General features: G+C 72.1%; 21 protein-coding genes. 8 read left to right on the forward strand and 13 right to left on the reverse strand.

The window, feature by feature from the left end; genetic code table 11:
* Nucleotides 1-6: 6 nt before the first annotated feature.
* On the reverse strand, nucleotides 7-1,479 hold the full coding sequence (locus WFK95_RS00730) for an LCP family protein (protein ID WP_336669591.1): 1,473 nt from the start codon (nucleotides 1,477-1,479) through the stop codon (nucleotides 7-9).
* A 66-nt stretch (nucleotides 1,480-1,545) separates the two neighbouring features.
* Nucleotides 1,546-2,325 carry a CPBP family intramembrane glutamic endopeptidase gene (locus WFK95_RS00735; RefSeq protein WP_336669592.1) on the reverse strand — a complete coding sequence of 260 codons (780 nt, stop codon included), beginning with the start codon at nucleotides 2,323-2,325 and terminating at the stop codon, nucleotides 1,546-1,548.
* A 64-nt stretch (nucleotides 2,326-2,389) separates the two neighbouring features.
* On the opposite strand from WFK95_RS00735, the gene WFK95_RS00740 reads away from it, so the two are divergent.
* Nucleotides 2,390-3,850: an NCS2 family permease gene (locus tag WFK95_RS00740; protein WP_336669593.1), complete on the forward strand. Its 1,461-nt coding sequence runs from the start codon at nucleotides 2,390-2,392 to the stop codon at nucleotides 3,848-3,850.
* Between the two features lie 6 nt (nucleotides 3,851-3,856).
* Here the strand turns inward: WFK95_RS00740 and WFK95_RS00745 are convergent, their stop codons facing one another.
* Complete coding sequence (locus WFK95_RS00745; RefSeq protein ID WP_224651979.1) at nucleotides 3,857-4,693, reverse strand: hypothetical protein; 837 nt, start codon at nucleotides 4,691-4,693, stop codon at nucleotides 3,857-3,859.
* 78 nt (nucleotides 4,694-4,771) lie between these two features.
* Between WFK95_RS00745 and WFK95_RS00750 the strand changes: the two genes are divergently transcribed.
* Together WFK95_RS00750 and WFK95_RS00755 are read left to right on the forward strand one after the other, a co-directional pair.
* Nucleotides 4,772-5,335, forward strand: a complete 564-nt coding sequence (locus tag WFK95_RS00750) for a TetR/AcrR family transcriptional regulator (protein ID WP_224651981.1) — start codon at nucleotides 4,772-4,774, stop codon at nucleotides 5,333-5,335.
* Nucleotides 5,335-6,864, forward strand: a complete 1,530-nt coding sequence (locus WFK95_RS00755) for an MFS transporter (RefSeq protein WP_224651983.1) — start codon at nucleotides 5,335-5,337, stop codon at nucleotides 6,862-6,864. Before WFK95_RS00750 ends, WFK95_RS00755 begins: the two co-directional genes overlap by 1 nt.
* A 10-nt stretch (nucleotides 6,865-6,874) precedes the next feature.
* On the opposite strand, the gene WFK95_RS00760 is transcribed toward WFK95_RS00755, so the two are convergent.
* Entirely contained in the window at nucleotides 6,875-7,609 is a 735-nt protein-coding gene (locus WFK95_RS00760; RefSeq protein ID WP_224651985.1) for a DUF2470 domain-containing protein, read from the reverse strand.
* A 91-nt stretch (nucleotides 7,610-7,700) separates the two neighbouring features.
* On the opposite strand from WFK95_RS00760, the gene WFK95_RS00765 reads away from it, so the two are divergent.
* Nucleotides 7,701-8,096 carry a hypothetical protein gene (locus tag WFK95_RS00765; RefSeq protein WP_224651987.1) on the forward strand — a complete coding sequence of 132 codons (396 nt, stop codon included), beginning with the start codon at nucleotides 7,701-7,703 and terminating at the stop codon, nucleotides 8,094-8,096.
* 12 nt (nucleotides 8,097-8,108) lie between these two features.
* Here the strand turns inward: WFK95_RS00765 and WFK95_RS00770 are convergent, their stop codons facing one another.
* Nucleotides 8,109-9,068 carry a hypothetical protein gene (locus WFK95_RS00770; protein ID WP_336669594.1) on the reverse strand — a complete coding sequence of 320 codons (960 nt, stop codon included), beginning with the start codon at nucleotides 9,066-9,068 and terminating at the stop codon, nucleotides 8,109-8,111.
* Nucleotides 9,069-9,160: 92 nt separating this feature from the next.
* On the reverse strand, nucleotides 9,161-10,138 hold the full coding sequence (locus tag WFK95_RS00775) for a hypothetical protein (protein WP_336669595.1): 978 nt from the start codon (nucleotides 10,136-10,138) through the stop codon (nucleotides 9,161-9,163).
* 87 nt (nucleotides 10,139-10,225) lie between these two features.
* Between WFK95_RS00775 and pheA the strand changes: the two genes are divergently transcribed.
* Both pheA and WFK95_RS00785 read left to right on the forward strand, forming a co-directional pair.
* Complete coding sequence (gene pheA, locus WFK95_RS00780; protein ID WP_224651993.1) at nucleotides 10,226-11,158, forward strand: prephenate dehydratase; 933 nt, start codon at nucleotides 10,226-10,228, stop codon at nucleotides 11,156-11,158.
* Nucleotides 11,155-11,784: a histidine phosphatase family protein gene (locus WFK95_RS00785; RefSeq protein WP_224651995.1), complete on the forward strand. Its 630-nt coding sequence runs from the start codon at nucleotides 11,155-11,157 to the stop codon at nucleotides 11,782-11,784. The genes pheA and WFK95_RS00785 overlap by 4 nt, the downstream gene beginning before the upstream one ends.
* Nucleotides 11,785-11,790: 6 nt before the next feature.
* Here the strand turns inward: WFK95_RS00785 and deoD are convergent, their stop codons facing one another.
* From deoD to WFK95_RS00800, 3 genes are read right to left on the reverse strand one after another with little or no spacing between them, the layout of a single operon-like run.
* Nucleotides 11,791-12,498, reverse strand: coding sequence for a purine-nucleoside phosphorylase (deoD, locus tag WFK95_RS00790; RefSeq protein WP_336669596.1), 708 nt, complete (start codon nucleotides 12,496-12,498; stop codon nucleotides 11,791-11,793).
* Nucleotides 12,499-12,535: 37 nt separating this feature from the next.
* Nucleotides 12,536-12,880 carry a metallopeptidase family protein gene (locus WFK95_RS00795; protein ID WP_224651999.1) on the reverse strand — a complete coding sequence of 115 codons (345 nt, stop codon included), beginning with the start codon at nucleotides 12,878-12,880 and terminating at the stop codon, nucleotides 12,536-12,538.
* Between the two features lie 2 nt (nucleotides 12,881-12,882).
* Complete coding sequence (locus WFK95_RS00800) at nucleotides 12,883-13,890, reverse strand: septum formation family protein (protein ID WP_336669597.1); 1,008 nt, start codon at nucleotides 13,888-13,890, stop codon at nucleotides 12,883-12,885.
* Between the two features lie 87 nt (nucleotides 13,891-13,977).
* On the opposite strand from WFK95_RS00800, the gene serS reads away from it, so the two are divergent.
* Nucleotides 13,978-15,231 carry a serine--tRNA ligase gene (gene serS / locus WFK95_RS00805; RefSeq protein ID WP_224652130.1) on the forward strand — a complete coding sequence of 418 codons (1,254 nt, stop codon included), beginning with the start codon at nucleotides 13,978-13,980 and terminating at the stop codon, nucleotides 15,229-15,231.
* Here serS and WFK95_RS00810 read toward each other — a convergent pair.
* Entirely contained in the window at nucleotides 15,203-15,601 is a 399-nt protein-coding gene (locus WFK95_RS00810) for a MerR family transcriptional regulator (protein WP_224652128.1), read from the reverse strand. The genes serS and WFK95_RS00810 overlap by 29 nt on opposite strands.
* Nucleotides 15,602-15,757: 156 nt before the next feature.
* Here WFK95_RS00810 and WFK95_RS00815 point away from each other — a divergent pair, with 156 nt between their 5' ends.
* A complete protein-coding gene (locus WFK95_RS00815) occupies nucleotides 15,758-16,618 on the forward strand; it encodes an MBL fold metallo-hydrolase (protein ID WP_336669598.1) in 861 nt (286 codons plus the stop codon).
* A gap of 191 nt (nucleotides 16,619-16,809) precedes the next feature.
* Here WFK95_RS00815 and WFK95_RS00820 read toward each other — a convergent pair whose 3' ends face one another.
* The 3 genes from WFK95_RS00820 to WFK95_RS00830 all read right to left on the reverse strand — a co-directional run bounded on the left by WFK95_RS00820 (nucleotide 16,810) and on the right by WFK95_RS00830 (nucleotide 20,587).
* Nucleotides 16,810-17,394, reverse strand: coding sequence for a hypothetical protein (locus WFK95_RS00820; protein ID WP_336669599.1), 585 nt, complete (start codon nucleotides 17,392-17,394; stop codon nucleotides 16,810-16,812).
* Nucleotides 17,395-17,456: 62 nt separating this feature from the next.
* Nucleotides 17,457-19,001: a roadblock/LC7 domain-containing protein gene (locus tag WFK95_RS00825; RefSeq protein WP_336669600.1), complete on the reverse strand. Its 1,545-nt coding sequence runs from the start codon at nucleotides 18,999-19,001 to the stop codon at nucleotides 17,457-17,459.
* Complete coding sequence (locus WFK95_RS00830; protein ID WP_224652134.1) at nucleotides 18,998-20,587, reverse strand: Rieske 2Fe-2S domain-containing protein; 1,590 nt, start codon at nucleotides 20,585-20,587, stop codon at nucleotides 18,998-19,000. The genes WFK95_RS00825 and WFK95_RS00830 overlap by 4 nt, the downstream gene beginning before the upstream one ends.
* Between the last annotated feature and the right edge of the window lie 29 nt (nucleotides 20,588-20,616).

Consider the following 20,616-nt stretch of genomic DNA (forward strand, 5'->3'; position numbering starts at 1 on the left):
GCCACCTTAACCGGTTCCCGGGGTCCCACTGAGGAGGCGAGCGGGAACGGGCTGGTCGGCGGCGATGAGACCGAAGAACTCATCGGTGTTCTTGCCCCACGCGAGGGAGTCGCCGTCGCTGGTGTACTCGCTGCCCGCGGTGGGCGTCGTGGTCGTGACGGTGCTGCCGCTCATGGCCCACGCGAGGCGCGCGAGATCCCACAGGTGCGTGTCCTTGTCGACGGACAGCGCGTCGACCACCGCGTTCGACAGGCCCCACATCTCGAACGGGTTGAGCAGCGTCGTGGGCGAGGTCGCCTCCTTGAACAGCGCCGACATGAACTCGCGCTGGTGCACGACCCGGTCGAGGTCGGCGTTCGGGGTGGCGCGGGTGCGCACGTAGCCGAGCGCCTGCGCACCGTCGAGCGTCTGGCAGCCGGCCTTGATCCGCAGGCCGGCCTTGGGGTCGTTGATCGGGTACTTCGGGCACATCTCGACGCCGCCGATCGCGTCGACCATGTTCGCGAAGCCGCCGAAGCCGATCTCCGCGTAGTGGTCGATGCGCACGCCGGAGGCCTTCTCGAAGGTCTGCACCAGCAGCTGCGCGCCGGCCGCGTCGCCGTTGCCCGACGTGCTGCCGAGGAAGTAGGCCGCGTTGATCTTGTGTCCGCCCTGCCCGGGGATCTGCACGTAGAGGTCGCGGGGGATCGAGACCACCGTCGCATCGCCCGACTTCGGGACGTGCACCAGCATGATCGTGTCGGTGCGGGCGCCGCCCAGGTCGCCGCCGGTCGCGAGCGCCTTCTGCTGCGCGGTTGTCAGGCCCTCGCGGGCGTCGGTGCCCACGAGCAGCCAGTTCGTGCCCGGCGTGTCGGCGACGCGGCCCGCGTACGAGGCGAGCGCGTCGATCCGCGTGAGCTTGCCGTCGAAGTAGATCGTGCCCGCCACCGTGCCGACCAGCAGCAGCACCAGGAAGACGCCGAGCCAGCGGAAGGGGTGCAGCTTGCGCTTGCGGCGGACCTTCTTCGGCGCGGGCGCCTCGGGTGCGGGGGCGGCGGACCGTCGACCGGGCTCCCGGTCACGACCGCGGTTGCGGTTGCGCGGCGGACGCGGGGGCGGCGGGACGCGCCCGTCGCTGCTGCCCCGGGCCCCGACGGTGCGCTTGACCTCGCCCGCGGGGACGGGCTCGGGCTCCTGCCGCGGCGCCCACTCCTGCCGGGGCTGCGGCTGCGGCCGCTCGACGCGGGTGGCGCGGGGCTGGGCGGGCGCGGGCTGCTGCGGCGCGCGGCCCTGCTGTGCGGGGTTCTGGTTCGCGGGGTTCTGCGGCGCGGGGCGGCGCGGCGGCTGGGCCGCTCGCTGCTGCGCGGGCGGGACGGGCCGCTGGCCCTGGCGCGGGCGGGGGATGCCCTGCGGGTGCCGGGGCGCGCGGGAGCGCGGGTCGCCCTCGGGGACCTGCGACCAGGCGAGGTTCCGCTCGTCGCGCGGTCGTTCGTCGTTCACGCACATCGACTGTACGGGCCGCAACTGAGAAATCGGCTCAGCGCGTGATCCGGGTCGCAGGCCGGGTCAGCCGAGGAAGCCCAGGTGCGGGCGGAGCAGCGCGTAGCCGACGAAGGCCACGACGTCGAGCAGGAAGTGCGCGATGACCAGCGGCCACAGCTTCCGCCAGCGGTCGTACGCGGCGCCGAAGACCACGCCCATCACGAGGTTCCCCAGGCCCGCGCCGAAGCCCTGGTACAGGTGGTACGAGCCGCGGAGCACCGAGGACGCCGCGATGGACCCGGCCCGCCCCACGCCCAGCTGCCGCAGCCGGGTCATGAAGTAGCCGACGACCACGACCTCCTCCGCGACGGCGTTCCCCGCCGCCAGCAGGACGTAGGTGAGGATCCGCCACCACTGCACGTCGCCCGACGCGGGCACCACGCTCGCGGTGACGCCCAGCGCGCGGCCGGCCGCGTACAGCGCCAGGCCGGGGATGCCGATGAGCGCCGCGAGGCCGGTGCCCAGCCCGATGTCGCGCAGCACCTGCCGCCGCGACCGGCGCAGCGCGAAGCCGATGTCGGCGAAGCGGATCCCGGAGCGGTACAGCAGGTACAGCGCCAGCGCGGCCCAGCCGAAGAGCTGCACCGCGCCCAGCACCTGGAGGAGGAAGTCGATCACCGCGTGCGGGCTGCGGACGGGGTTGAGCGTCACCGTCGTCCCGCGGACCCCGGGCCCGAGCTGGTAACCGATGAGGCGGACCGTCGAATACAGGCCCGACCAGGCGAAAGTCACCAGCAGCACGATCGCGACCTCGGCGCGCAGCGGGCGGCGCTCGGCGGTCGGGACGGGCTCGGGGGCGTTCACCGGGCCACCCTATCGGGCGCGTTGTACGATCGCGCGGTCCTACCGCCGCTGAAGGGGAACACGCGTGTCCGCACCCACCGAGCCCCAGCTGGGGCCCATCGACCGGTACTTCCGCATCTCCGAGCGCGGTTCGACGGTGCCCCGCGAGCTCCGCGGCGGCCTCGTCACCTTCTTCACGATGGCCTACATCGTGGTGCTCAACCCGATCATCATCGGCGGCGTCGTCGGCAACTCCAAGAACGTCGACGTGCTCGGCAACGTGCTGCCCACCGCGCAGGTCGCCGCCGTGACCGCGCTCGCCGCGGGCCTGATGTGCATCGTCTTCGGCGCGATCGTCAACTACCCCTTCGGCATCGCCGCCGGCCTCGGCGTCAACAGCCTCCTGGCCGTGAGCATCGCGCCGCAGGTCACCTGGCCCGAGGCCATGGGCCTCGTGGTGATCGACGGCATCATCATCGTGCTGCTCGGCGTCACGGGCTTCCGCACCGCGGTCTTCCGCGCCATCCCCGCCGAGCTCAAGGCCGCGATCGCCGCCGGCATCGGCTGCTTCATCGCGTTCATCGGCTTCGTCGACGCGGGCTTCGTCCGGCGCATCCCGGACGCCGCCGGCACGACGGTGCCCGTCGGCCTCGGCATCGGCAACTCCGTCGCGGCCTGGCCGACGGCGGTCTTCGTCTTCGGCGTGCTGCTCATCGGCGTGCTCGTGGTGCGCAAGGTGCCGGGCGCGATCCTGCTCGGCATCGTCATCACCACGATCGTCGCCCTGATCGTGCAGAAGGTGGCCGGCCTCGGCCCGTCGTTCAAGGACCCGCACGGCTGGAGCTTGAACATCCCCGAGCTCCCGTCGAGCCTCGGCGGGCTGCCGGACCTCTCGCTGGTCGGCGAGGTGGACGTCTTCGGCGCCTTCACCCGGATCGGCGTGCTGGCCGCGTCCGTCCTGGTCTTCGCGCTGGTGCTGTCGAACTTCTTCGACGCCATGGGCACGATCACCGGCCTCACCAAGGAGGCGGACCTGATGCGCGAGGACGGCACCGTCCCGAACATCGGCAAGGCGCTCGCCGTCGAGGGCGCGGGCGCGATCGTGGGCGGCGGCGCCTCGGCCTCGTCGAACACGGTCTTCGTCGAGTCCGCCTCGGGCATCGCCGAGGGCGCCCGGACGGGCCTGGCGAACATCGTGACCGGCGTGCTCTTCCTCGCCGCGATGTTCTTCACCCCGCTCTACGAGGTGGTCCCGTCCGAGGCCGCCGCTCCCGCGCTGGTCGTCGTGGGCGCAATGATGCTGGGCCAGCTCAAGGACATCGACTGGACCAAGTTCTACGTGGTCCTGCCCGTCTTCCTCACCGTGGTCTCGATGCCCTTCACCTACTCGATCGCCAACGGCATCGGCATCGGCTTCATCACCTGGGTGGTGATGGCCGTCGCGCGCGGGAAGGCCAAGGAGGTGCACCCGCTGCTGTGGATCGTCTCCGGGCTGTTCCTGCTGTACTTCGCGAAGGAGCCGATCGAGGTGCTGTTCGGGATCTGACGGGAGCTACCTCCCGTCGCCGCCCGTGGGATCGCCCGACGGTGACTCGTCCAAGCTCGGCGCGCGGCCGCGGCCGGCCTTCTCGGCGGCCTTCGCGTCCTTGTCCATCTGCTTGGCGAGCGCCTTGGCCTGCTTCTCGACGGCCTTCTGTTCCTTCTTCTTCGCGCGCTTGCGGCGCTGCACCTCGAGGAAGATCGCGACGGCGATCGCGGCCACCACGCCGATGATCACGCCGATGAGCGTGGACCACCGGAACCCGGCGGCGTTCTGGTCGAGCTTGGTGCGCGCGTAGTTCGCGCCGCTTCCGGTGCCGATCGCGACGGCCAGCGTCATGAGGTTCGGCACGGCCGCGACGACGGCGATGAGCCCGAGCACGGTCGCGATCTTGGGATGGCTCGCCGCCCGCTTAGCCGCGAACCACAGGATCAGGAGCGGCAGCCCGGCGCAGAGGAAGCCGATGCCGAGCCCGAAGACGGTGCCCTTGAGCGTGCCGCCGTCGGTGCCGACCCAGCCGACCAGCATGTCCGCCCACTTGCGCGGCAGGTAGGCGGCGAGGGCGAAGTACGCGGCGATCAGGACCGCCACGAGGATCGCGGCGACGATCGCGCGCTTGAGCCACTTCTTCGCCGCGTCCCCGGCGCGGGTGGCGGCGTCGCCGGCCGCCGTCTTGGCCCGCGTGGCCACGTCGTCCGCATGGGTCTTGGCCCGCGTGGCCGCGTCGTCGACGTGGGTCCTCGCCCGCGTCGTCGCGTCGTCGACGTGGGTCTTCGCGCGCGTCGCGAAGTCGGGCTTCGACGCGCCTTCGGGCTGGTCGGGGGTGGGATCGTCCGGTGTGGCGCTCATCGCACCAATCTAACCCGATCTTTGCCGCCGCACATAGTGTACGTTTGTACATGTACAAACGTCCATGAGGAGAGAGTGATGCCCGCAGCACCCCGTCGGCGCGATCCCGAGCGCCGCCGTCGCGAGATCGTCGAGGCGGCCGCGGCGATCGTTGTGGAAGAGGGGCCCGACGCTCTGACCCACCGCAAGGTGGCCGCGCGCGCCGGGGTTCCCCTCGGCTCGACCACGCAGTACTTCGCGACCCTCGACGACCTGCGCGCCGCCGCCCTGACGTCGCTGATCGTCGAGGCGGAGGAGTGGCTCGACGAACTGGAGGCGACGTTCGTCCGCGAGGGGGCATCTCCGACGGCCTACGTCGCGGCGCTGCACCGCTACCTGTGCGACCCGAATCTCGTCGGGGCCGACTTCGCGCTGACCTGTGCCGCGCCGCTGCATCCGGGGCTCAAGGAGCTCAGCGACCGGTGGGCGGCGGACTTCGCCGCGACGCTCGAGCGTTACGTCACGCCCGAGAGCGCCGCGGCCGTCGCCATGTTCACCGACGGCGCGATCATGCACACCACCCTCACCGGACGACCGGCCGATCCGGGTCTGCTCGACCGCGCGATCACCGCCCTCTGGAACCCCCGACAGGAGACGAACTGATGACCGACCTCCAGACTCCGATCGTGGCGTCCGCCGCCCGACGGTGGGCCGCCGCGCTGCTGCTCTCGGCGAGCCTGCTCGTCATCACCGTCGACATGACGATCCTCAACATCGCCGTGCCGGACCTGGCGGCCGACCTGAGGCCGACTGCCGCGCAACAGCTCTGGATCATCGACGTCTATTCGCTGGTGCTCGCCGGCCTGCTCGTCTCCACCAGCTCGCTCGGAGATCGCTTCGGGCGCAAGCGGATGCTGCTGCTGGGCTACGTCGTCTTCGGCGTCGCCTCGGCGCTCGTGCTGTGGGCCGAGACGCCCGCCCAGGTGATCGCCCTGCGGGCTGCGCTCGGCGTGGGCGGCGCGATGATCATGCCCACGACGCTGACGATGCTGCGCGTGATCTTCACGGATCCGGCGGAGCGCGCCAAGGCGCTGGGCCTGTGGGCCGCGGTCTCGGGCGTCGGCGCCGCGGTCGGGCCGATCGTGGGCGGCGTGCTGCTCGAGAACTTCTCCTGGCGAGCCGCTTTCATGGTCAACGTGCCGATCATGGTGATCGTGCTGATCATCGGCGTCTTCCTGCTCCCCGAGTCGAAGGTCGCGACCACCGGCGCCTGGGACTGGCTCGGCGCGCTCATGTCGATCACCGGGATGGTGGCGCTGGTATGGGCGATCAAGCGGTTAGCGAAGGACCACACACTGCTGTCGGGTCCGGGGCTGCTCGCCCTGCTGCTCGCGGTCGTGGTGCTCGGGCTGTTCGTCCGGCGGTCGCTGCGCCGGGAGGACCCGCTGCTCGACGTGCGGCTCTTCGAGCGCCGCCAGTTCTCCGCGGGGATCCTCGCGGCGCTCGGCGTGATGTTCGCGATGGCGGCGGCGCTGCTGCTGCTCGCGCAGTGGATGCAGTTGGTCGCGGGGTACGGCCCCATCGAGACCGGCGTCCGGCTGCTGCCCGTCGCGGTGGCCGCGGTCGTCGCGTCGCTCGCCGCGCCGTGGCTGGCGAACGTGCTCAATGCGCGCGTCGTTCTCGCCGGCGGCCTCGTCGCCGCGGCGGTCGGCATGGTGCTCATCGCGGCCCCCGCGCAGCTTGATTACGCGGGCCTGCTCGCGCCGCTCGTCCTGGTCGGCGTCGGCATGGGCGCGATGACGGTGGCCTCCGCGATGATCATGTCCGGCACGCCGGAGGAGAAGGCGGGCAACGCCGCCGCGCTCGAGGAGACGAGCTACGACCTGGGCAACGTGCTCGGCGTCGCGATCCTCGGCAGCGTCGCGGCCATGCTCTACACGGCCGACGCCGACTTCGGCTCGATCCCCGGCGTCGACGCGGCCACCGCCGGCGCGGCCGGGGAGTCGCTGGGCGCCGCCATGGCGATCGCGCAGCAGGCGGGCCTGCCCGCCCTCGCCGAGCACGCGACCACCGGCTTCACCGCGTCACTGCAGACGACCGGCCTGGTCGGCGGCGTGATCCTGTTCGCCGTCGCGCTGGGCGTCTACGTGCTCACCCCGAAGGGCACCGACATCACGCAGCAGGCGCACTGAGCTCGGCAGATCAGCTCGCGCGGAGGCCGTTGAGGAAGGGGCAGCCGAGCAGGATGCGGATGCTGCGCTGCAGAGCGGCCATGTCGTCGGCGGGCTGCGCGAAGTTCAGCCGCACGTCGACGTCGGAGAGCTCGTGGTGCTCGGCGCGCAGGCGGATGCCCAGGCGGTCGATGCCCAGCAGGCGGATGCGGTGGTTGCGCAGCTTGCCGGGCAGGCGGCGGGCGAGCTGCCCGACCATCTCCGGGTGCCCGGTCTCGACGTGCGCGAGCCAGGCGGTCTCGTAGCCGGCGAACGGATCCGGCTCGGCGGCGGCCAGCTCGTCGCCCGTCACCGACGAGGCGCCGGCGGCGTCTGCGAGCACGGCCGTCTCGATCGGCATGGTCAGCAGCCGCGCGCCGTTGCCCACGTCGAGCAGCGCCTCGAGCGGGTTGTCCACGGCGATGCGGGCGGCGAGGGCGGCACCGTCGGCGACCTCGGACAGCCGGCCGGACAGCCACACCAGCGAGCGGGTGCGCTCGCGCAGCGGCAGCGGCGAGATGTCGTTGATCTCGACCATGGCGCGCACGCCCTCGAGCCAGGGCGAGTCGTCGGCGACGGCGACCACCAGGCGATCGCCCAGCATGTGGTGCAGCGCGACGGTGATCGGTTCGTAGCCGTCGGCCGCGAGGACCGCGGCGTGGGGGACGGCCGCGATGGAACGGACGCGCTCGGCCGGTGTCGGCTCGGCGATGGTCGGGGCGCTCATGACGACTCCTCTCGCTCGGTGGTTGTCAGTCATGAAGGTAACCCTAACCTAATGCGGCGAGCAACCCCGGGCAAGAGTTAGGGTCATCGTGATGGCGATCGAACTGGAGTTGCTCGCACCCCCGCGCGAGCCGATGTCCCTGGTCGACGGGCTGGCCGTGGCGGCACCGTCGGGCCGTGCGAGCTGCACCTACGCGCCCGGCGACCCCACCGCGCTGGCGGAGTTCCTGGTGCACGGCGTGCACGACGAGGGTCCCGGTTTCGAGATCGCGGTGGCGGACGCCGACGAGGCCGTCGCCGTGCTGTGCGCCGTCGTCGCGGCGCTCACCGGCGACGACATCCCGGCCGCGCTCGCGGCGCCCGACGAGGCGCGCCTGGCCGCGCTCAACCCGATGGCGCAGGACGCCGTGCGGGAGCGGCTGCGCCACGTCGTGCTGCCCGACCCACAGGCGCTCACCGACCGCCTGCACGCCCTGGGCCTGAAGTAGCTCCGCGGCCGTTCAGGGGAGCTGATCGACGGGGGCCGACCACGCGTCCGCGCACGGCGAGGTGGTCCGCACGGCCGCGCCGCGGTTGAACCAGGTGGTCAGCGCCGGCCCGGCCAGCGTGTGGCCCGTCGCCTCGTCCAGGTCGGTCCACAGCGCGGCGGCCGCCGCCGCGCCCTCGAGGTCGGCCCGGCTGATCCCGTGGTCGACCATCATGCCGAGGATGCCGCCCGTGAGGCAGGCGCGCTGCGCCGCCTGGCGCCGCAGGTACTCCGTGCCGAGCGGGGTCGCGCTGCCGCCGACCTGCGTGACGAGCGCCTTGACGTCGGCGCGCTGGCCCCCGTCGAAGGAGACGCGGATGGCCGCGATCCGCGCCAGCCACTCGATCCCGGAGCCGAGCTGGCTGCCGATGCTGCTCACCATCGACGTGTAGTTGGTGGCAGAGCCGCCGGAGCAGACCCAGAAGCCGAGGGTGGGCTGATCCGTGGGGCAGCCGGTGGACGCGGGCGCGAGATTGCCGGTCGACTCGAACACCGTGATCCGGGGCATCCGCGTGCCCCAGACCCGGCCGAAGCAGTCGTTGGCCGCGTCGGTGAAGGCCTGCATCCCGCCGAGCGTGGTCGACCAGGCGGGGAGGGTGCACGCCGGTGCACTCAGGGTCTTCGACAGGATCGCGTTGAACCGCACCTGATTCACGGTGGGGACGGCCGGGGTGGTGATCGTCGGTACGTGGAGGGTCGCGGGCTCGAGCGTGGGCGCCGCGGTCCGGTCCGGCTTCGTCGCGGCGCCGACCGCCAGGATCGCGACCGCGGCGACCGCGGCGACGACGAGGAAGGCGACCGTCGTGATCAGCACGACCAGGGCGATCTGCATCCTGCGGGACAGCCCGGCGGGCTGCGGCGGGCCGGCCGGATGGGGCTCGTAGGGCACGAACGCCGGGTACTGGTCGGGCCGTGTGTCCTGCGGTCCGGTCATCGCTGATTTCCCCCGTTGATCGTCGTGAATGCGAGGAATGAGTCTAACGAAGAATCTCAATGGGGGTTGTGTAACCTTCGTCGCACTGCGGGCTAGGAGACCTGGTCGACGGGGACGGTCCAGGCCGTCCGGCACACGTCGAGGGTGGGCGAGAGGCGGCCGCGATCGAACCAGCTCTGCGCCGTGCCGCGGGCCAGCACGGGCTGGTTCGACGTGGCGCTGATGATCGTCCACGAGGCCGCCTCGCTCGACGCCTCCTCCATGTCGCGCGGCTGGATGCCGTGGCCCACCAGCTTCGCGAGCGTGCCGCCCGCGAGGCAGAGGTTCTGGACGTGCCGGCGGCGCAGGTGCTCGCCGCCCTGGACGCCGGTCGGCCCGCCGTCCAGGCGCACGAGGGCGTCGACGTCCGCGGCGACGCCGCTGCGCCGCTCGGCGCGGCCGGCCACGTCGAGCGCGAGCCACATCAGTGCGGCGCCGGCCTGGCTGCCGATGCCGGAGCGCGCCCGGTCGTAGTTCATGAGGAGGACGTCGTCGCAGGTGACGATGCTCTCGACGTGCTTGCTCGCGGTGCACGCCCCGGGGACGGTGCCGTCGGCCCCGGGGGTGAAGACGTCGACCCGCACGGCGGGCAGTCCCCACATCCCGCCCAGGCACCCGGTCCCGGCCTGGGCGAAGGCCTGCATGGCCGCCCGCTCCGTGGACCAGGCCGGGAGCGGGCACGACGCCGGGGCCGTGAGGGTGGTCGCGAACAGGCTGTTCGCGGTGATCTGCGCGACGCTCGGCGCGGGCGGCGGCGTCGCCCGCCCGGTGATCCCGGGCAGCGCCGCGTCGTCGCGGTCGGACTTCGAGACCGCGGCCCAGCCGACGGCGCCCGCGAGGAGCACGACAGCGACGACGAGGGTGAGCCAGCCGGCCAGGCCCAGCCGGCGCGGGTTCCGCACGTCGCCGGTGCCGTACAGGCCGTTCGCGTAGGGGCTGCCCGTGGGCAGCCGGTTCGAGCGCCACGGGTTCGGGCCCGTCGGCGCCGGTCCCGCGCTGATCCGGTCCAGTGGATTCTCGTCCTGCGCCATATCGCCCCCTGTTTCTGCAAGAACGAAATGACTGTACTGAATCACCGGAGGGCCGCCCCACCGCGGCGGCCCGGCTAGGCTCGGGGCGTGACGCGCATCGCCTACTTCGGCCCCGAGGGGACGTTCACCGAGATGGCGCTGCTGCAGTGCCAGGAGCTCGCCGCCCGCGGCGCGATGGCGGTGCCGGGCGTCGAGCTCGTCGGCGCGGAACGGATCAGCGCTCCCAGTCAGGTGGCCGCCCTCGAGATGGTGGCCGACGGTGCCGCCGACCTCGCCTGCGTGCCGATCGAATCCTCCGTCGAGGGGCCGGTCACGCCCACGCTCGACACGCTCGGTTTCGGTGCGCCGCTGCAGATCTTCGCCGAGACGGACCTCGCCGTCGCCTTCTCCATCGCCTCCGCGAAGCCCCTCGACGAGGCCCGCACCGTCGGCGCGTACCCGGTGGCCGCCGCGCAGGTCCGCGCCTGGCTCGCCGCGAACATGCCGCAGGCGCAGGTGGTTCCGGCGGCCTCGAACTCGGCCGCCGCGCTCGACGTGGCCGAGGGGCGCGTCGACGCCGGCGTCACCACGGCCCTCGCCGCGCGGATGTACGGCGTGACCGAGGCGGCGACCGGCGTGGCCGACGTGGCCGACGCCCGCACCCGGTTCGTGCTGTGCGGCAAGCCCGGTCCCGCGCCGGCGCGCACCGGCAGCGACTGCACCTCGGTGGTGCTCGACGTGCCCAGTCGCCCCGGCTCGCTCGCGCTCTGCATGGCCGAATTCGCGCTGCGCGGCGTCGATCTCACCCGCATCGAGTCGCGCCCGAAGCGAACGGTCTTCGGCAGCTACGTCTTCCACTTCGACTGCGTCGGCCACATCGACGATCCCGCGGTCGGCGAGGCGCTGCGCGCCCTGCACCGCGTGTGCGACGAGCTGCGCTTCCTCGGCTCCTGGCCCCGCCCCGGCGGGCCCGGCACGGCCCCCGTCGACCCCGGCGACTCCGAGGCCTGGTTCGACGGCCTGCGCAGGGGCGAGCGATGACGGGGCTGCTGCACCTGGTCCGGCACGGCCAGACCACCGCGAACGTCGCGCGGATCCTCGACACCCGCCCGCCCGGCGCGCCGCTCACGCCCGAGGGGGCGGAGCAGGCCCGCCGCTACGGCGCCGAGCGGCCGGACGCCGCGCCCGCCGTGCTGCTCAGCTCGGTCGCCCGCCGCGCGCAGCAGACCGCCGGGCACATCGCCGCCGCGTGGGGCGTGGAGACCGCCGCGATCGACGGGGTGCACGAGGTGCAGGCCGGCGACCTCGAGGGATTCCACGACGAGGCGTCCATCAAGGTCTTCCAGGACGTCGTGCGGGGCTGGTACGAGGGCGACCCGACCGCCGCGATGCCCGGCGGGGAGAGCGCCGAGGACCTGCTCGCGCGGTACCTGCCCGCCGTCGACGCGATCCGCGCCGAGCACCTGCCGCGCGGCGACGCCTACCTGGTCAGCCACGGGGCCGCCATCCGGCTCGTCGGCTTCCACCTGTCCGGGGTCGACGGTGCCTACGCGCACAAACACCACCTGCCGAACACCGGCGAGATCGTGCTCCGCCCCGTCGACGGCGGCGCGTGGGAGCTCGTGAGCTGGGCCGACGCACCGTCGCACCTGGACCCGATGGGCTAGCGCCCGTCAGCTGAAGGCGGCCTCGATCGCGATGGCCGCGGCGGCGGCGAAGCTCTTCTCGCGGTCCTCGGACGGCATGGCCTCCTCGCGGAAGAGATGGTCGCTGACCGTGAGCACCGTCAGCGCCTCCCGGCCCTCCGCCGCGGCGACGGCGTAGAGCGCGGCGGTCTCCATGTCGACGCCGAGGACGCCGTGATCGCGCAGCCCCTCGTGCAGGCCAGGGCGCGCCAGGTAGAAGTGGTCCGAGGAGTACACCGGGCCCACCCGCACGGGCGTCCCGGCGCGCTCGGCGGCGTCCACCGCGGCGCGGAGCAACGGGTACGAGGCCGCGGGCGCGAACTTCACGCCCGGGATGCGCGGGTCGTTGATCGCCGAGTCGATGTGCGCGGCGGTCGCGACGATCACGTCGCCCAGGGCCAGGTCGTCCTGGAAGCCGCCCGACGTGCCGACCCGGATGATCCGCTGCACGCCGTACTCGCGGTAGAACTCGGTGGCGTAGATCGTCATCGTCGGCATGCCCATGCCGGAGCCCATCACCGAGATCGGCCGGCCGCCGACGGTGCCCGTGTACGCCTCCATGCCGCGCACCTCGTTGACGAGGCGGGCGTCGTCGAACAGCGTCTCCGCGATGCGGCGCGCCCGACGCGGGTCGCCCGGCATGAGCACGGCGGGTGCGTAGTCGCCGGGGGCGGCGGAATTGTGCGGGGTCGGCATGCGGATTCCTTTCAGGCCCAGCCCAGCCCAGGTTCGGTCAGGCCCAACCCAGGTCGTGCAATCGGTGGTCGTCGATTCCGAAGTGATGGCCGATCTCGTGCAGCACGGTCACTCGGATCTCGTGGCGCAGCTGCTCCTCGGTGTCGCAGATGTCCATGAGCGCTTCGCGGTAGATGGTGATGGTGTCGGGCAGGGTGCCCACGTAGTTCCAGTCCCGCTCGGTGAGCGCGATGCCCTCGTACAGGCCCAACAGTGTGGGCTCGTCCTCGTTGCGGTCGCGGACCAGCACCACCACGTTGTCCATCGCCTTCGCGAGCTCGGGCGGGACGTCGTCGAGCGCGTCCGACACCCACTCCTGGAAGGCGCGGCGGGAGACGTGCACGGCTACCGGCCGGGGGCGGGCGTCGGGGCGGGCCCGGCGCCGGGGAAGGTCGGCATCACGGGCTTCTTGCCGTCGATGAGCAGGTCGGGCGACTTCGCGGAGCCCGTGATCGGGGTGAAGGTGCGCGCGTCCTTCGACGAGGCCAGGAAGCAGATCACCGAGCGCGAGCCCGCGGTCCACGAGGGCTGCGAGAGCTTGTTCCACGCGAGCTGCAGGCCGGACTTCCGCAGCCCGTCCTGCGAGCCGAACCAGCCCGTCGTGCGCGACGGGCAGATGCGGCTCAGGTAGTCCTCCTGCTGCCGCTCGGTGGGCCACGAGGCGTCGGGGAAGGCCTGCCGCATGTCGATCACGGCGGTCACCTCGAAGGCGTGCGGCTGCGTGCAGGCCACGGGCGCGGTGCGCTGGCCGCGGTCGTCGATGCCGATGCAGGTGCCCGGCGGCCAGGTCAGCGACTTGTCCTGGTTCACGATCTTGCCCTGGTTCTCCAGGGCGTTGCCAGCACCGTCGACCACCTGCACGCCGCAGCGCATCGTCCGGTCCCCGGACTCCCACGCCTTCTCGCCGGCGGTGAGCAGCCCCATCTGGAACCGGCCCATCGGGTCGAGGCGCGTGCCGAGGTATTCGGTCACCACGGGCGGGCACAGCTGGTCGCGCTGCGCGGCCAGGGCCGTCGCCGACGGGTAGGGCGCGTTCTCCGGCAGGGTGCGGGCGGGCTCGCCCGCGACCTCGAACTTGTGGGGCTGCACGCAGTCCACGGGGGCCATCGTCGACGGGTCCTTGTCCCAGGTCAGGCACGTGCCGGGCTTGGAGCGGGCGAGGGTGGTCCCGGCGGCGGCGAGCCGCGGGGCCTTCTCCTCGTTCTTCGGCTCGAAGGCGCCGGTGGCGAACAGGATCCCGCCGATGGCGAGCGCGCCCACGACCACCGCGGCCAGGACGGCGCGCACGGTGAGGGCGCCGGCGCGCCCGGTCTTCGCGGCGGGTGCGGGCTGGGTTTCGGTGTCGTCGGCCATCGCCTTCCATCATGCCCGGTCCGGGCGCGGACGGGTGCGCGGTACGTCGGTCGGGGCGGGTCGACGGTGCCGTAATAGGCTGGTCGGGTGATCGACGTCAAGCTGGTACGCGAGAACCCGGACCGTGTGCGCGCCTCGCAGCGCGCCCGTGGAGAGGACCCGTCGCTGGTCGACGCCCTGCTGTCCGCGGACGCGGACCGTCGGGCGGCGGTGCTGGCGGCCGACAACCTGCGGGCCGAGCACAAGGCCTCGTCGAAGTCGATCGGCAAGGCGGCGCCCGAGGACCGCAAGGCCCTCGTGGCCGCGGCGGGCGAGCTGGCCGCGCGGGTGAAGGAGGCCGAGGCCGCGCAGAGCCGCGCCGACGAGGTGTTCGACGAGGTCGCGCGGAAGATCGGCAACGTCATCATCGACGGCGTGCCCGCCGGCGGCGAGGACGACTTCGTGGTGCTCGAGCACGTGGGCGAGATCCCCGAGATCGCCGACCCCAAGGACCACCTGGAGCTCGCCGAGGGCCTGGGCCTGCTCGACATGGAGCGCGGCGCCAAGGTCTCGGGCTCGCGGTTCTACTTCATGAAGGGCTACGGCGCGCTGTTCCAGATGGCGCTGCTGCAGCTCGCGGTGCAGAAGGCCGTGGCCAACGGCTTCACGCTGATGATCCCGCCCGTGCTGGTCAAGCCCGAGGTCATGGCCGGCACCGGCTTCCTGGGTGCGCACGCCGACGAGATCTACCGCCTCGAGGCCGACGACCTGTACCTCGTGGGCACCTCGGAGGTGCCGCTGGCCGGCTACCACATGGACGAGATCCTCGACCTCTCCGACGGTCCCGTGCGCTACGCCGCGCAGTCGAGCTGCTTCCGGCGCGAGGCCGGCTCGTACGGCAAGGACACGCGCGGCATCATCCGCGTGCACCAGTTCGACAAGATCGAGATGTTCGTCTACTGCAAGCCGGAGGACGCGGAGGCCGAGCACCAGCGGCTGCTGAACTGGGAGAAGGAGATGCTCGCGGCCGTCGAGGTGCCCTACCGGGTGATCGACGTGGCGGCGGGCGACCTCGGCTCGTCGGCGGCGCGCAAGTTCGACAGCGAGGCTTGGGTGCCGTCGCAGGGCCGCTACCGCGAGCTCACGTCGACCTCGAACTGCACCACCTTCCAGGCGCGGCGCCTGGGCATCCGGTACCGGGATGCCGACGGTAGGCCGCAGGTCGCGGCCACGTTGAACGGAACGCTGGCCACCACGCGCTGGCTCGTCGCGATCTGGGAGAACCACCAGCAGCCAGACGGTTCCGTCCGCGTGCCCGTCGCGCTGCAGCCGTTCATCGGAACGGACGTGCTGCGCCCGTAAGGTCCCGGCCCGAGGCGAAGCCGGAGCACTCCGGACACTGGGTGACGACGGGATGCGCGCAGGTGAGCGTGTGCTCGAGGAAGGCGTCTGCGCGCCGCAACTCGTCGATGCGTCCGGCGATCGTCTCCCGGTGCCCCCGGAGTCGTTCGGCGCGACCGGCCGTGTCGGCGACGATCAGCTGCTTGATCTGGTCGAGCGACAGGCCCGCCCGCTGGCACAGCAGGATGAGGCGCGCCCGGGCGACGTGCTCGTCGGAGTAGCTGCGCTGTCCGCCGGGCTCGCGTGGTGGCACGAGTACGCCGACGTCCTCCCAATGACGGAGGACGTGCGTCGCGACGCCCACCTCCGCCGCCGCATATCCGATGCGCATGCGTTCCGCCTTTACTTCAGGTCGACCTGAAGTTCTACCGTAGCGCCATGACGGACACCACCGAGCAGATCAGGCCCCGACCACATCGTCGACCGCGTCGTACCGACGGCGCTGAGCACGTGCTGCCGGGCGGTCGGGCAGTCGATAGCCGGTGCGGTGCGCCCGCGCCGACCCGATCCCGCCCGTATCGCGCGTCTGCGCGAGACGCTCGCCGCGCCGCCGGCGTCGTCGGTGGCGGTGCGCCTGCGGGCCCTGCCGCAGGTCCCGCGCGACGTCCGCACGATGACCGTGCTCGAAGGGGTGCGTGGTCCGGCGACGATCCGGATGGGCATGCGCACCTACGTGATCGACCACCCGTCCGCCCGGATCCTGCTCGACCCGTCCGTCGCCTCCCAGGTGCGCGAGCGGGTCCTCGGCGCCATGCAGCCGATGCTCCGCGCCGCAGTGATGCCGTCTCCTGACGTCCTCAGCACCGTCGAGGCGCTGCACCGCGGCGGAGTGGATCCGGCGAGCGTCGACCTCGCGCTGTCGACGCACCTGCACTGGGATCACGTCAGCGGGCTGCTCGACCTACCGGGCCTGCAGTTGACGGCGCACCGTCGGGAGTACGAGTGGGCGGTCGCCGGAGAACTGGCACCGGCCGCGGGGGTCCGCCCCGCGCTCGCCGGTCGCACGATGGACCTGCGGGACCTCGACGGTCCGCCCGTTCTGGCGTTCCCGGCGAGCCACGATGTCTTCGGCGACGGATCGGTCGTACTCGTCGACCTCGCGGGGCACACGCCGGGAAGCGTCGGCGTGCTGCTGAACACCGAACGCGGGCGGGTGCTCATGGCCGGCGACGCGGTCTGGCACTCCGAGCAACTGGCGCACGGCGCGCAGAAGGCGGCCTTTCCGGGGCTGCTCGTCGATGTCGACCGCGACGCGACCTTCGAGACGATGATGCGCCTCATGGCGTTGCCCGGCGACGTCACAGTCGTTCCGTGCCACGACCACGACCTCGCGGGCCGCTGGGCGTAGATGCTCCGGGCCCGACTCTCGGATCCTGTCCGCTACGGACACGCTGTCCGTGATGGACAGAATCCGAGAGTCGCGCGCTACTGGGCTCACGAGCTTCGCCGGGCTGCTGCAGACCTACGGTCTCAACACCTGGTTGCCGAAGATCATGGCCGACGCAGGGTACGACGCGAAGGGTGTCCCCGATCGCGGTGCTAGAAGATCTCCATCACGTGCCACCACGGCCCGTCGATGTGTTCAACGGTGTTGCGGTCCGCGTGCTCGCCGTAGGCGCGGACCGTCGTCCCCTCTGGCGCGTACACGAGGTAGTGGATGTCCATGAGTCCGCCGGAGCCCCACATCATGAAGCGCACCGTCCCGTCGGTGATCGACGGGCTGACTTCGTAGCCGCCGATCGTCCTGTTCTCGTGCAGGGGGAGCTCGCCCGACAGGGTCGCCTGGGCCGCGCGTTCGAAGGCCGGTCGCGCGAGGGCCCAGCGCGCCTGGAACGGGATGCCGAGCCAGACCGTCGCGACCGTCACCGCGCCGATCAGCGGCGCGACGAGGAACATCGGACTCCATGCCCGGCGGTGTGACAGCGCGACGACCGTGCGGACGAACCACGTCAGGCCGGCGATCGCGATGCCGAGGAGCACCGCGAACCCGAGGAACATGTCGCCGCCCAGCTTGCTCTCGGCGTAGATCCAGACGCCGCCGACGAGCGCGGTGAACGCGGCGAGCGCCCATCCCGGTGGCCGTCGCCAGCGTGGTGTCGGCACCTCGACTGAACCATCGTGCATTGGAGCTACGTTACCGCGCATGCAGCGGCGGCGGTGCTGCGAGGAATCGGCCGCCGGGGCCGTCAGACCTCGATCTGCTCCGCGAGCTTGGTGAGGCGGAAGCGGGCCATGGCGAGGTTGGCGCGCGAGCGGTCCAGCACAAGGTAGAGGAACAGGTCGTCGGTGCCCTGGTTGATCGGGCGCACGATCTGGTACTGCGTGCCGAGCGTGATGAGGATGTCCTCGATGTGGTCGTCCAGGTCCAGATCGCCCAGCGTGCGGCTCATCGCCTGCACCAGCGCCGAATTGCCCGCGGCCGCGACCTCGAGGTTGAACTCCGCGGGATCGCCGGCGGTCGCGAGCGCCATGCCGCTGCTCGCATCGACCAGCGCGACGCCCAGCGCGCCGTCGATGGTCATGGCTTCGTTCAGGGACTCGTTGAATTCGGTCATGTCACCGGGGTCCTTCGGCTCGTGCGGTGCCTGGCGGTTCTGCAGATTCTGCAGGGTCTCGGAGTCGACGTAGGTCTCATCGATCTGCGTGTACGGGTACGGATCGATCGCGAGCGGCTCCGCGAACGTCGGGCGTGCCGGCTCCTCCGCGGGCGCGGCGTCGTCGGGCTCCGCGGAGTCGTCGGCGTCCGCCGCATCGCCGGGCTCGCCGGCGTCCTCGAATACCTCGGATACCTCGGTCTCCACCGGGTCCGCGACCGCCGCTGCCTCGTCGTCGGCAGCACCGTCGTCGACCGCCTGCGCTTCGTCGTCGGCGGAGTTCGCCACCGGATCGGCGGTCTCGGTCGCAGCGGCGGCCGCCTCGGCCGCCTCGGTCTCGGCGGACTCCTCGGTCTCCGGCTCCGGCTCGGACTCGGCGGTGTGCGCCGCGTCCACCTCGACGTCCACCACCTCGACGTCGATGTACGACTCGTCGGGCTCGTCGAGGGTCTCGGACTCGGGGTGCGCCTCGAACGTCGCCTCGAGGGTCTCGCCGTCCTCGTGCGCGGACTGCGGCGCGGGATCGGCCCAGAGGTCCTCCGTGCGTCCCTCGGCGCGGGGCTCGAAGCGCGGCGGCGCGAACTGGTCGAAGCTGCCGTCGAAGGCGGTCGCGGACGTGTTCGACGCCGTCTGCGGCCCCGTCGACGCGCTGTAGCCGAAGCCGCCGACCACGCCCGCCTCGTAGGTGTCCGACGCGGGCTGCACGCCCTGGAAGGTCTCCGAGGTCAGCGGGTCCGTCAGGGGGTCGGGCTTGGTGCGCGGCGCCTCGGGCGCCGGGCTGTCGGCCTGCGAGAACGACGGCGACGCGAGGCCGGCCAGCGGATCCGACGGTGCCGGACCGGCGCCCGGCGTGCCCGGTGCGGACGGCGGCGCGCCCGCGGCCGCGCGGGCCGCCTCCTTCGCGGCGACCTGCACCTCGGGCGGCGGGATCACACGCGGCCGGCGGGGCGCCTGCGGCGGCTGGCCCGGGGCAGCCTGCCCCTGGGGCGGGCCCTGCGGCGGGGGACCGGCGGGCGGCACCGTCGGGGGAGCGGGCGGTGCGGCGGGCGCCGGGCGCGAGCCCATGCCCGTGTCGTGCACGCCGTAGTAGTCCTCGACGCGCTGCCGGTTGTTGCGCGGACGCCGCGGCCCGCTCATGTCAGCTTCTTCGCGCGCAGCTCGTGCCCGCTGGAGGTCAGGCAGCGGCCGGACTCCAGGTCCCACTGCCAGCCGTGCAGGTTGCAGGTCAGCTTGCCGCCGTCGACGACGCCGAACTTCGACAGGTCGGCCTTGAGGTGCGGGCAGCGGCGCTGCACCTCCCAGCCGTCGAGCTCCGTCGACGCGGTGTCGTCGTGCGCCTCGGAGAACCAGCCGTCCGCGTACGCGATCCGCTCGTCGGTGAGGCACTTGAAGAAGGTGTAGAGGAACTCGTTGTAGCCGCCGATGCGCCACGTGGTGAACCGAGTCGACAGGAAGATCGTGTTCACCCAGTCGGGCTCGTCGTCGCGCAGCACGGTGCGGACGAGCTCGGCGGCGATGCGGAAGCCGTACCGGTACTTGCCGTCGCCCTCCTCCGGGCTGCGGACCGTGCGGTTCGGGAAGTCCAGCACCACGGTCTCGACGGCACCGTCGGGCGAGGCCATCTCCAGCCCGACCGCGTAGCCGATCCCGTCGCTGATCAGCGCGGACGCCTGCATGATCGGCTCGAACTTGGCCTTGAGGGCGCCGAGGAGCGGCACCCCGTCGTCGGCCGCCCAGGTGGCCTTCTCGGCCTCGAGCACCGGCGCCTGGCGCGCCGCGAAGGCGTCCAGGTACGCGGTCTTGTTCTCGAAGATGTCCATCACCTCGGCCTCGGAGACCGGGTGCGTGAGCGAAACGAGTTCCTTGCCCCGGAAGTCGCCGACAGTGCCGGGGATGAACAGCAGGCCCCCGTCGTTCCCGTTCTCCCGCATCTGCTCCAGGAAGGTGATCTGGTCCGGGAAGATGTTCGACGGGTCGCCGCCGATCGTCTCGCGGTCCACGCGGCCCTCGTCGTTGAGGTAGCGCAGCTCGGGATCGAGGAAGGCGGGCGGGCCCGCCGACGGCACGACCCAGGTGCCGGCGACCTGGTCGACGTAGCTGCGGGCGCGATCCATGCCGCGCTGGCGCTTCTGCTCGGCGAAGCGGCGCTTGGAGCCCTTCGGCATGTCGTAGACCATCGGGTACCAGATGGCGCCCGAGTACTGCAGCAGGTGCACGTCGATGCCGCCGAACTCGTCGAGCACCTCCATGTCGACGGGGCGGGCGTCGTTCATGTTGAACAGCACCGTCTCGCCGTCGGAGACGACGAGGCCCGAGTCGCCGATGGGGCCGTCCGCGGGGGCGCGCAGGGCGATGATCATCACGTCGAGCTCGCCCTTGGGGCCGCTGAGCGTGTGCTTCACCGAGTCCTGCGTCTCGAAGAACTTCGTGAAGCCCAGCTTCTCCAGCTCACGCCGCAGGTCCGGCACGGGGTAGTCGGGCAGCAGGACGGTGGCGTCCTTGCTCACGTTCTCGGCGAGGTTGCGCGCATCGAAGTGATCGCGGTGCAGGTGGGAGACGTAGAGGTAGTCGACGTCACCCAGGGCCTTCCAGTCCAGCTGCGTGTTGTCCGGGAAGGGGAACCACGACCCGAAGTACGCGGGGTTGACCCACGGATCGCACAGGATGGTGCCTGCGGCGGTGGAGACGTGGAAACCCGCGTGCCCGACGCTGGTGACCTGCACTGTGGAGCCTTTCGCCTGTGTTCGTTACC

Source organism: Tsukamurella sp. USMM236, from assembly GCF_037148755.1.
Lineage (GTDB): Bacteria > Actinomycetota > Actinomycetes > Mycobacteriales > Mycobacteriaceae > Tsukamurella.

Bases quoted from the DNA above. Each gene is read 5' to 3' on its own strand.
- WFK95_RS00755 (WP_224651983.1), top strand. From the start codon at position 5,335: ATGACCGACCTCCAGACTCCGATCGTGGCGTCCGCCGCCCGACGGTGG.
- WFK95_RS00825 (WP_336669600.1), bottom strand. From the start codon at position 19,001: ATGAGCGGGCCGCGGCGTCCGCGCAACAACCGGCAGCGCGTCGAGGAC.
- WFK95_RS00760 (WP_224651985.1), bottom strand. From the start codon at position 7,609: ATGAGCGCCCCGACCATCGCCGAGCCGACACCGGCCGAGCGCGTCCGT.
- WFK95_RS00785 (WP_224651995.1), top strand. From the start codon at position 11,155: ATGACGGGGCTGCTGCACCTGGTCCGGCACGGCCAGACCACCGCGAAC.
- WFK95_RS00820 (WP_336669599.1), bottom strand. From the start codon at position 17,394: ATGCACGATGGTTCAGTCGAGGTGCCGACACCACGCTGGCGACGGCCA.
- WFK95_RS00745 (WP_224651979.1), bottom strand. From the start codon at position 4,693: ATGAGCGCCACACCGGACGATCCCACCCCCGACCAGCCCGAAGGCGCG.
- WFK95_RS00800 (WP_336669597.1), bottom strand. From the start codon at position 13,890: ATGGCCGACGACACCGAAACCCAGCCCGCACCCGCCGCGAAGACCGGG.
- deoD (WP_336669596.1), bottom strand. From the start codon at position 12,498: ATGCCGACCCCGCACAATTCCGCCGCCCCCGGCGACTACGCACCCGCC.
- WFK95_RS00770 (WP_336669594.1), bottom strand. From the start codon at position 9,068: ATGACCGGACCGCAGGACACACGGCCCGACCAGTACCCGGCGTTCGTG.
- WFK95_RS00810 (WP_224652128.1), bottom strand. From the start codon at position 15,601: ATGCGCATCGGATATGCGGCGGCGGAGGTGGGCGTCGCGACGCACGTC.
- WFK95_RS00775 (WP_336669595.1), bottom strand. From the start codon at position 10,138: ATGGCGCAGGACGAGAATCCACTGGACCGGATCAGCGCGGGACCGGCG.
- WFK95_RS00765 (WP_224651987.1), top strand. From the start codon at position 7,701: ATGGCGATCGAACTGGAGTTGCTCGCACCCCCGCGCGAGCCGATGTCC.
- WFK95_RS00750 (WP_224651981.1), top strand. From the start codon at position 4,772: ATGCCCGCAGCACCCCGTCGGCGCGATCCCGAGCGCCGCCGTCGCGAG.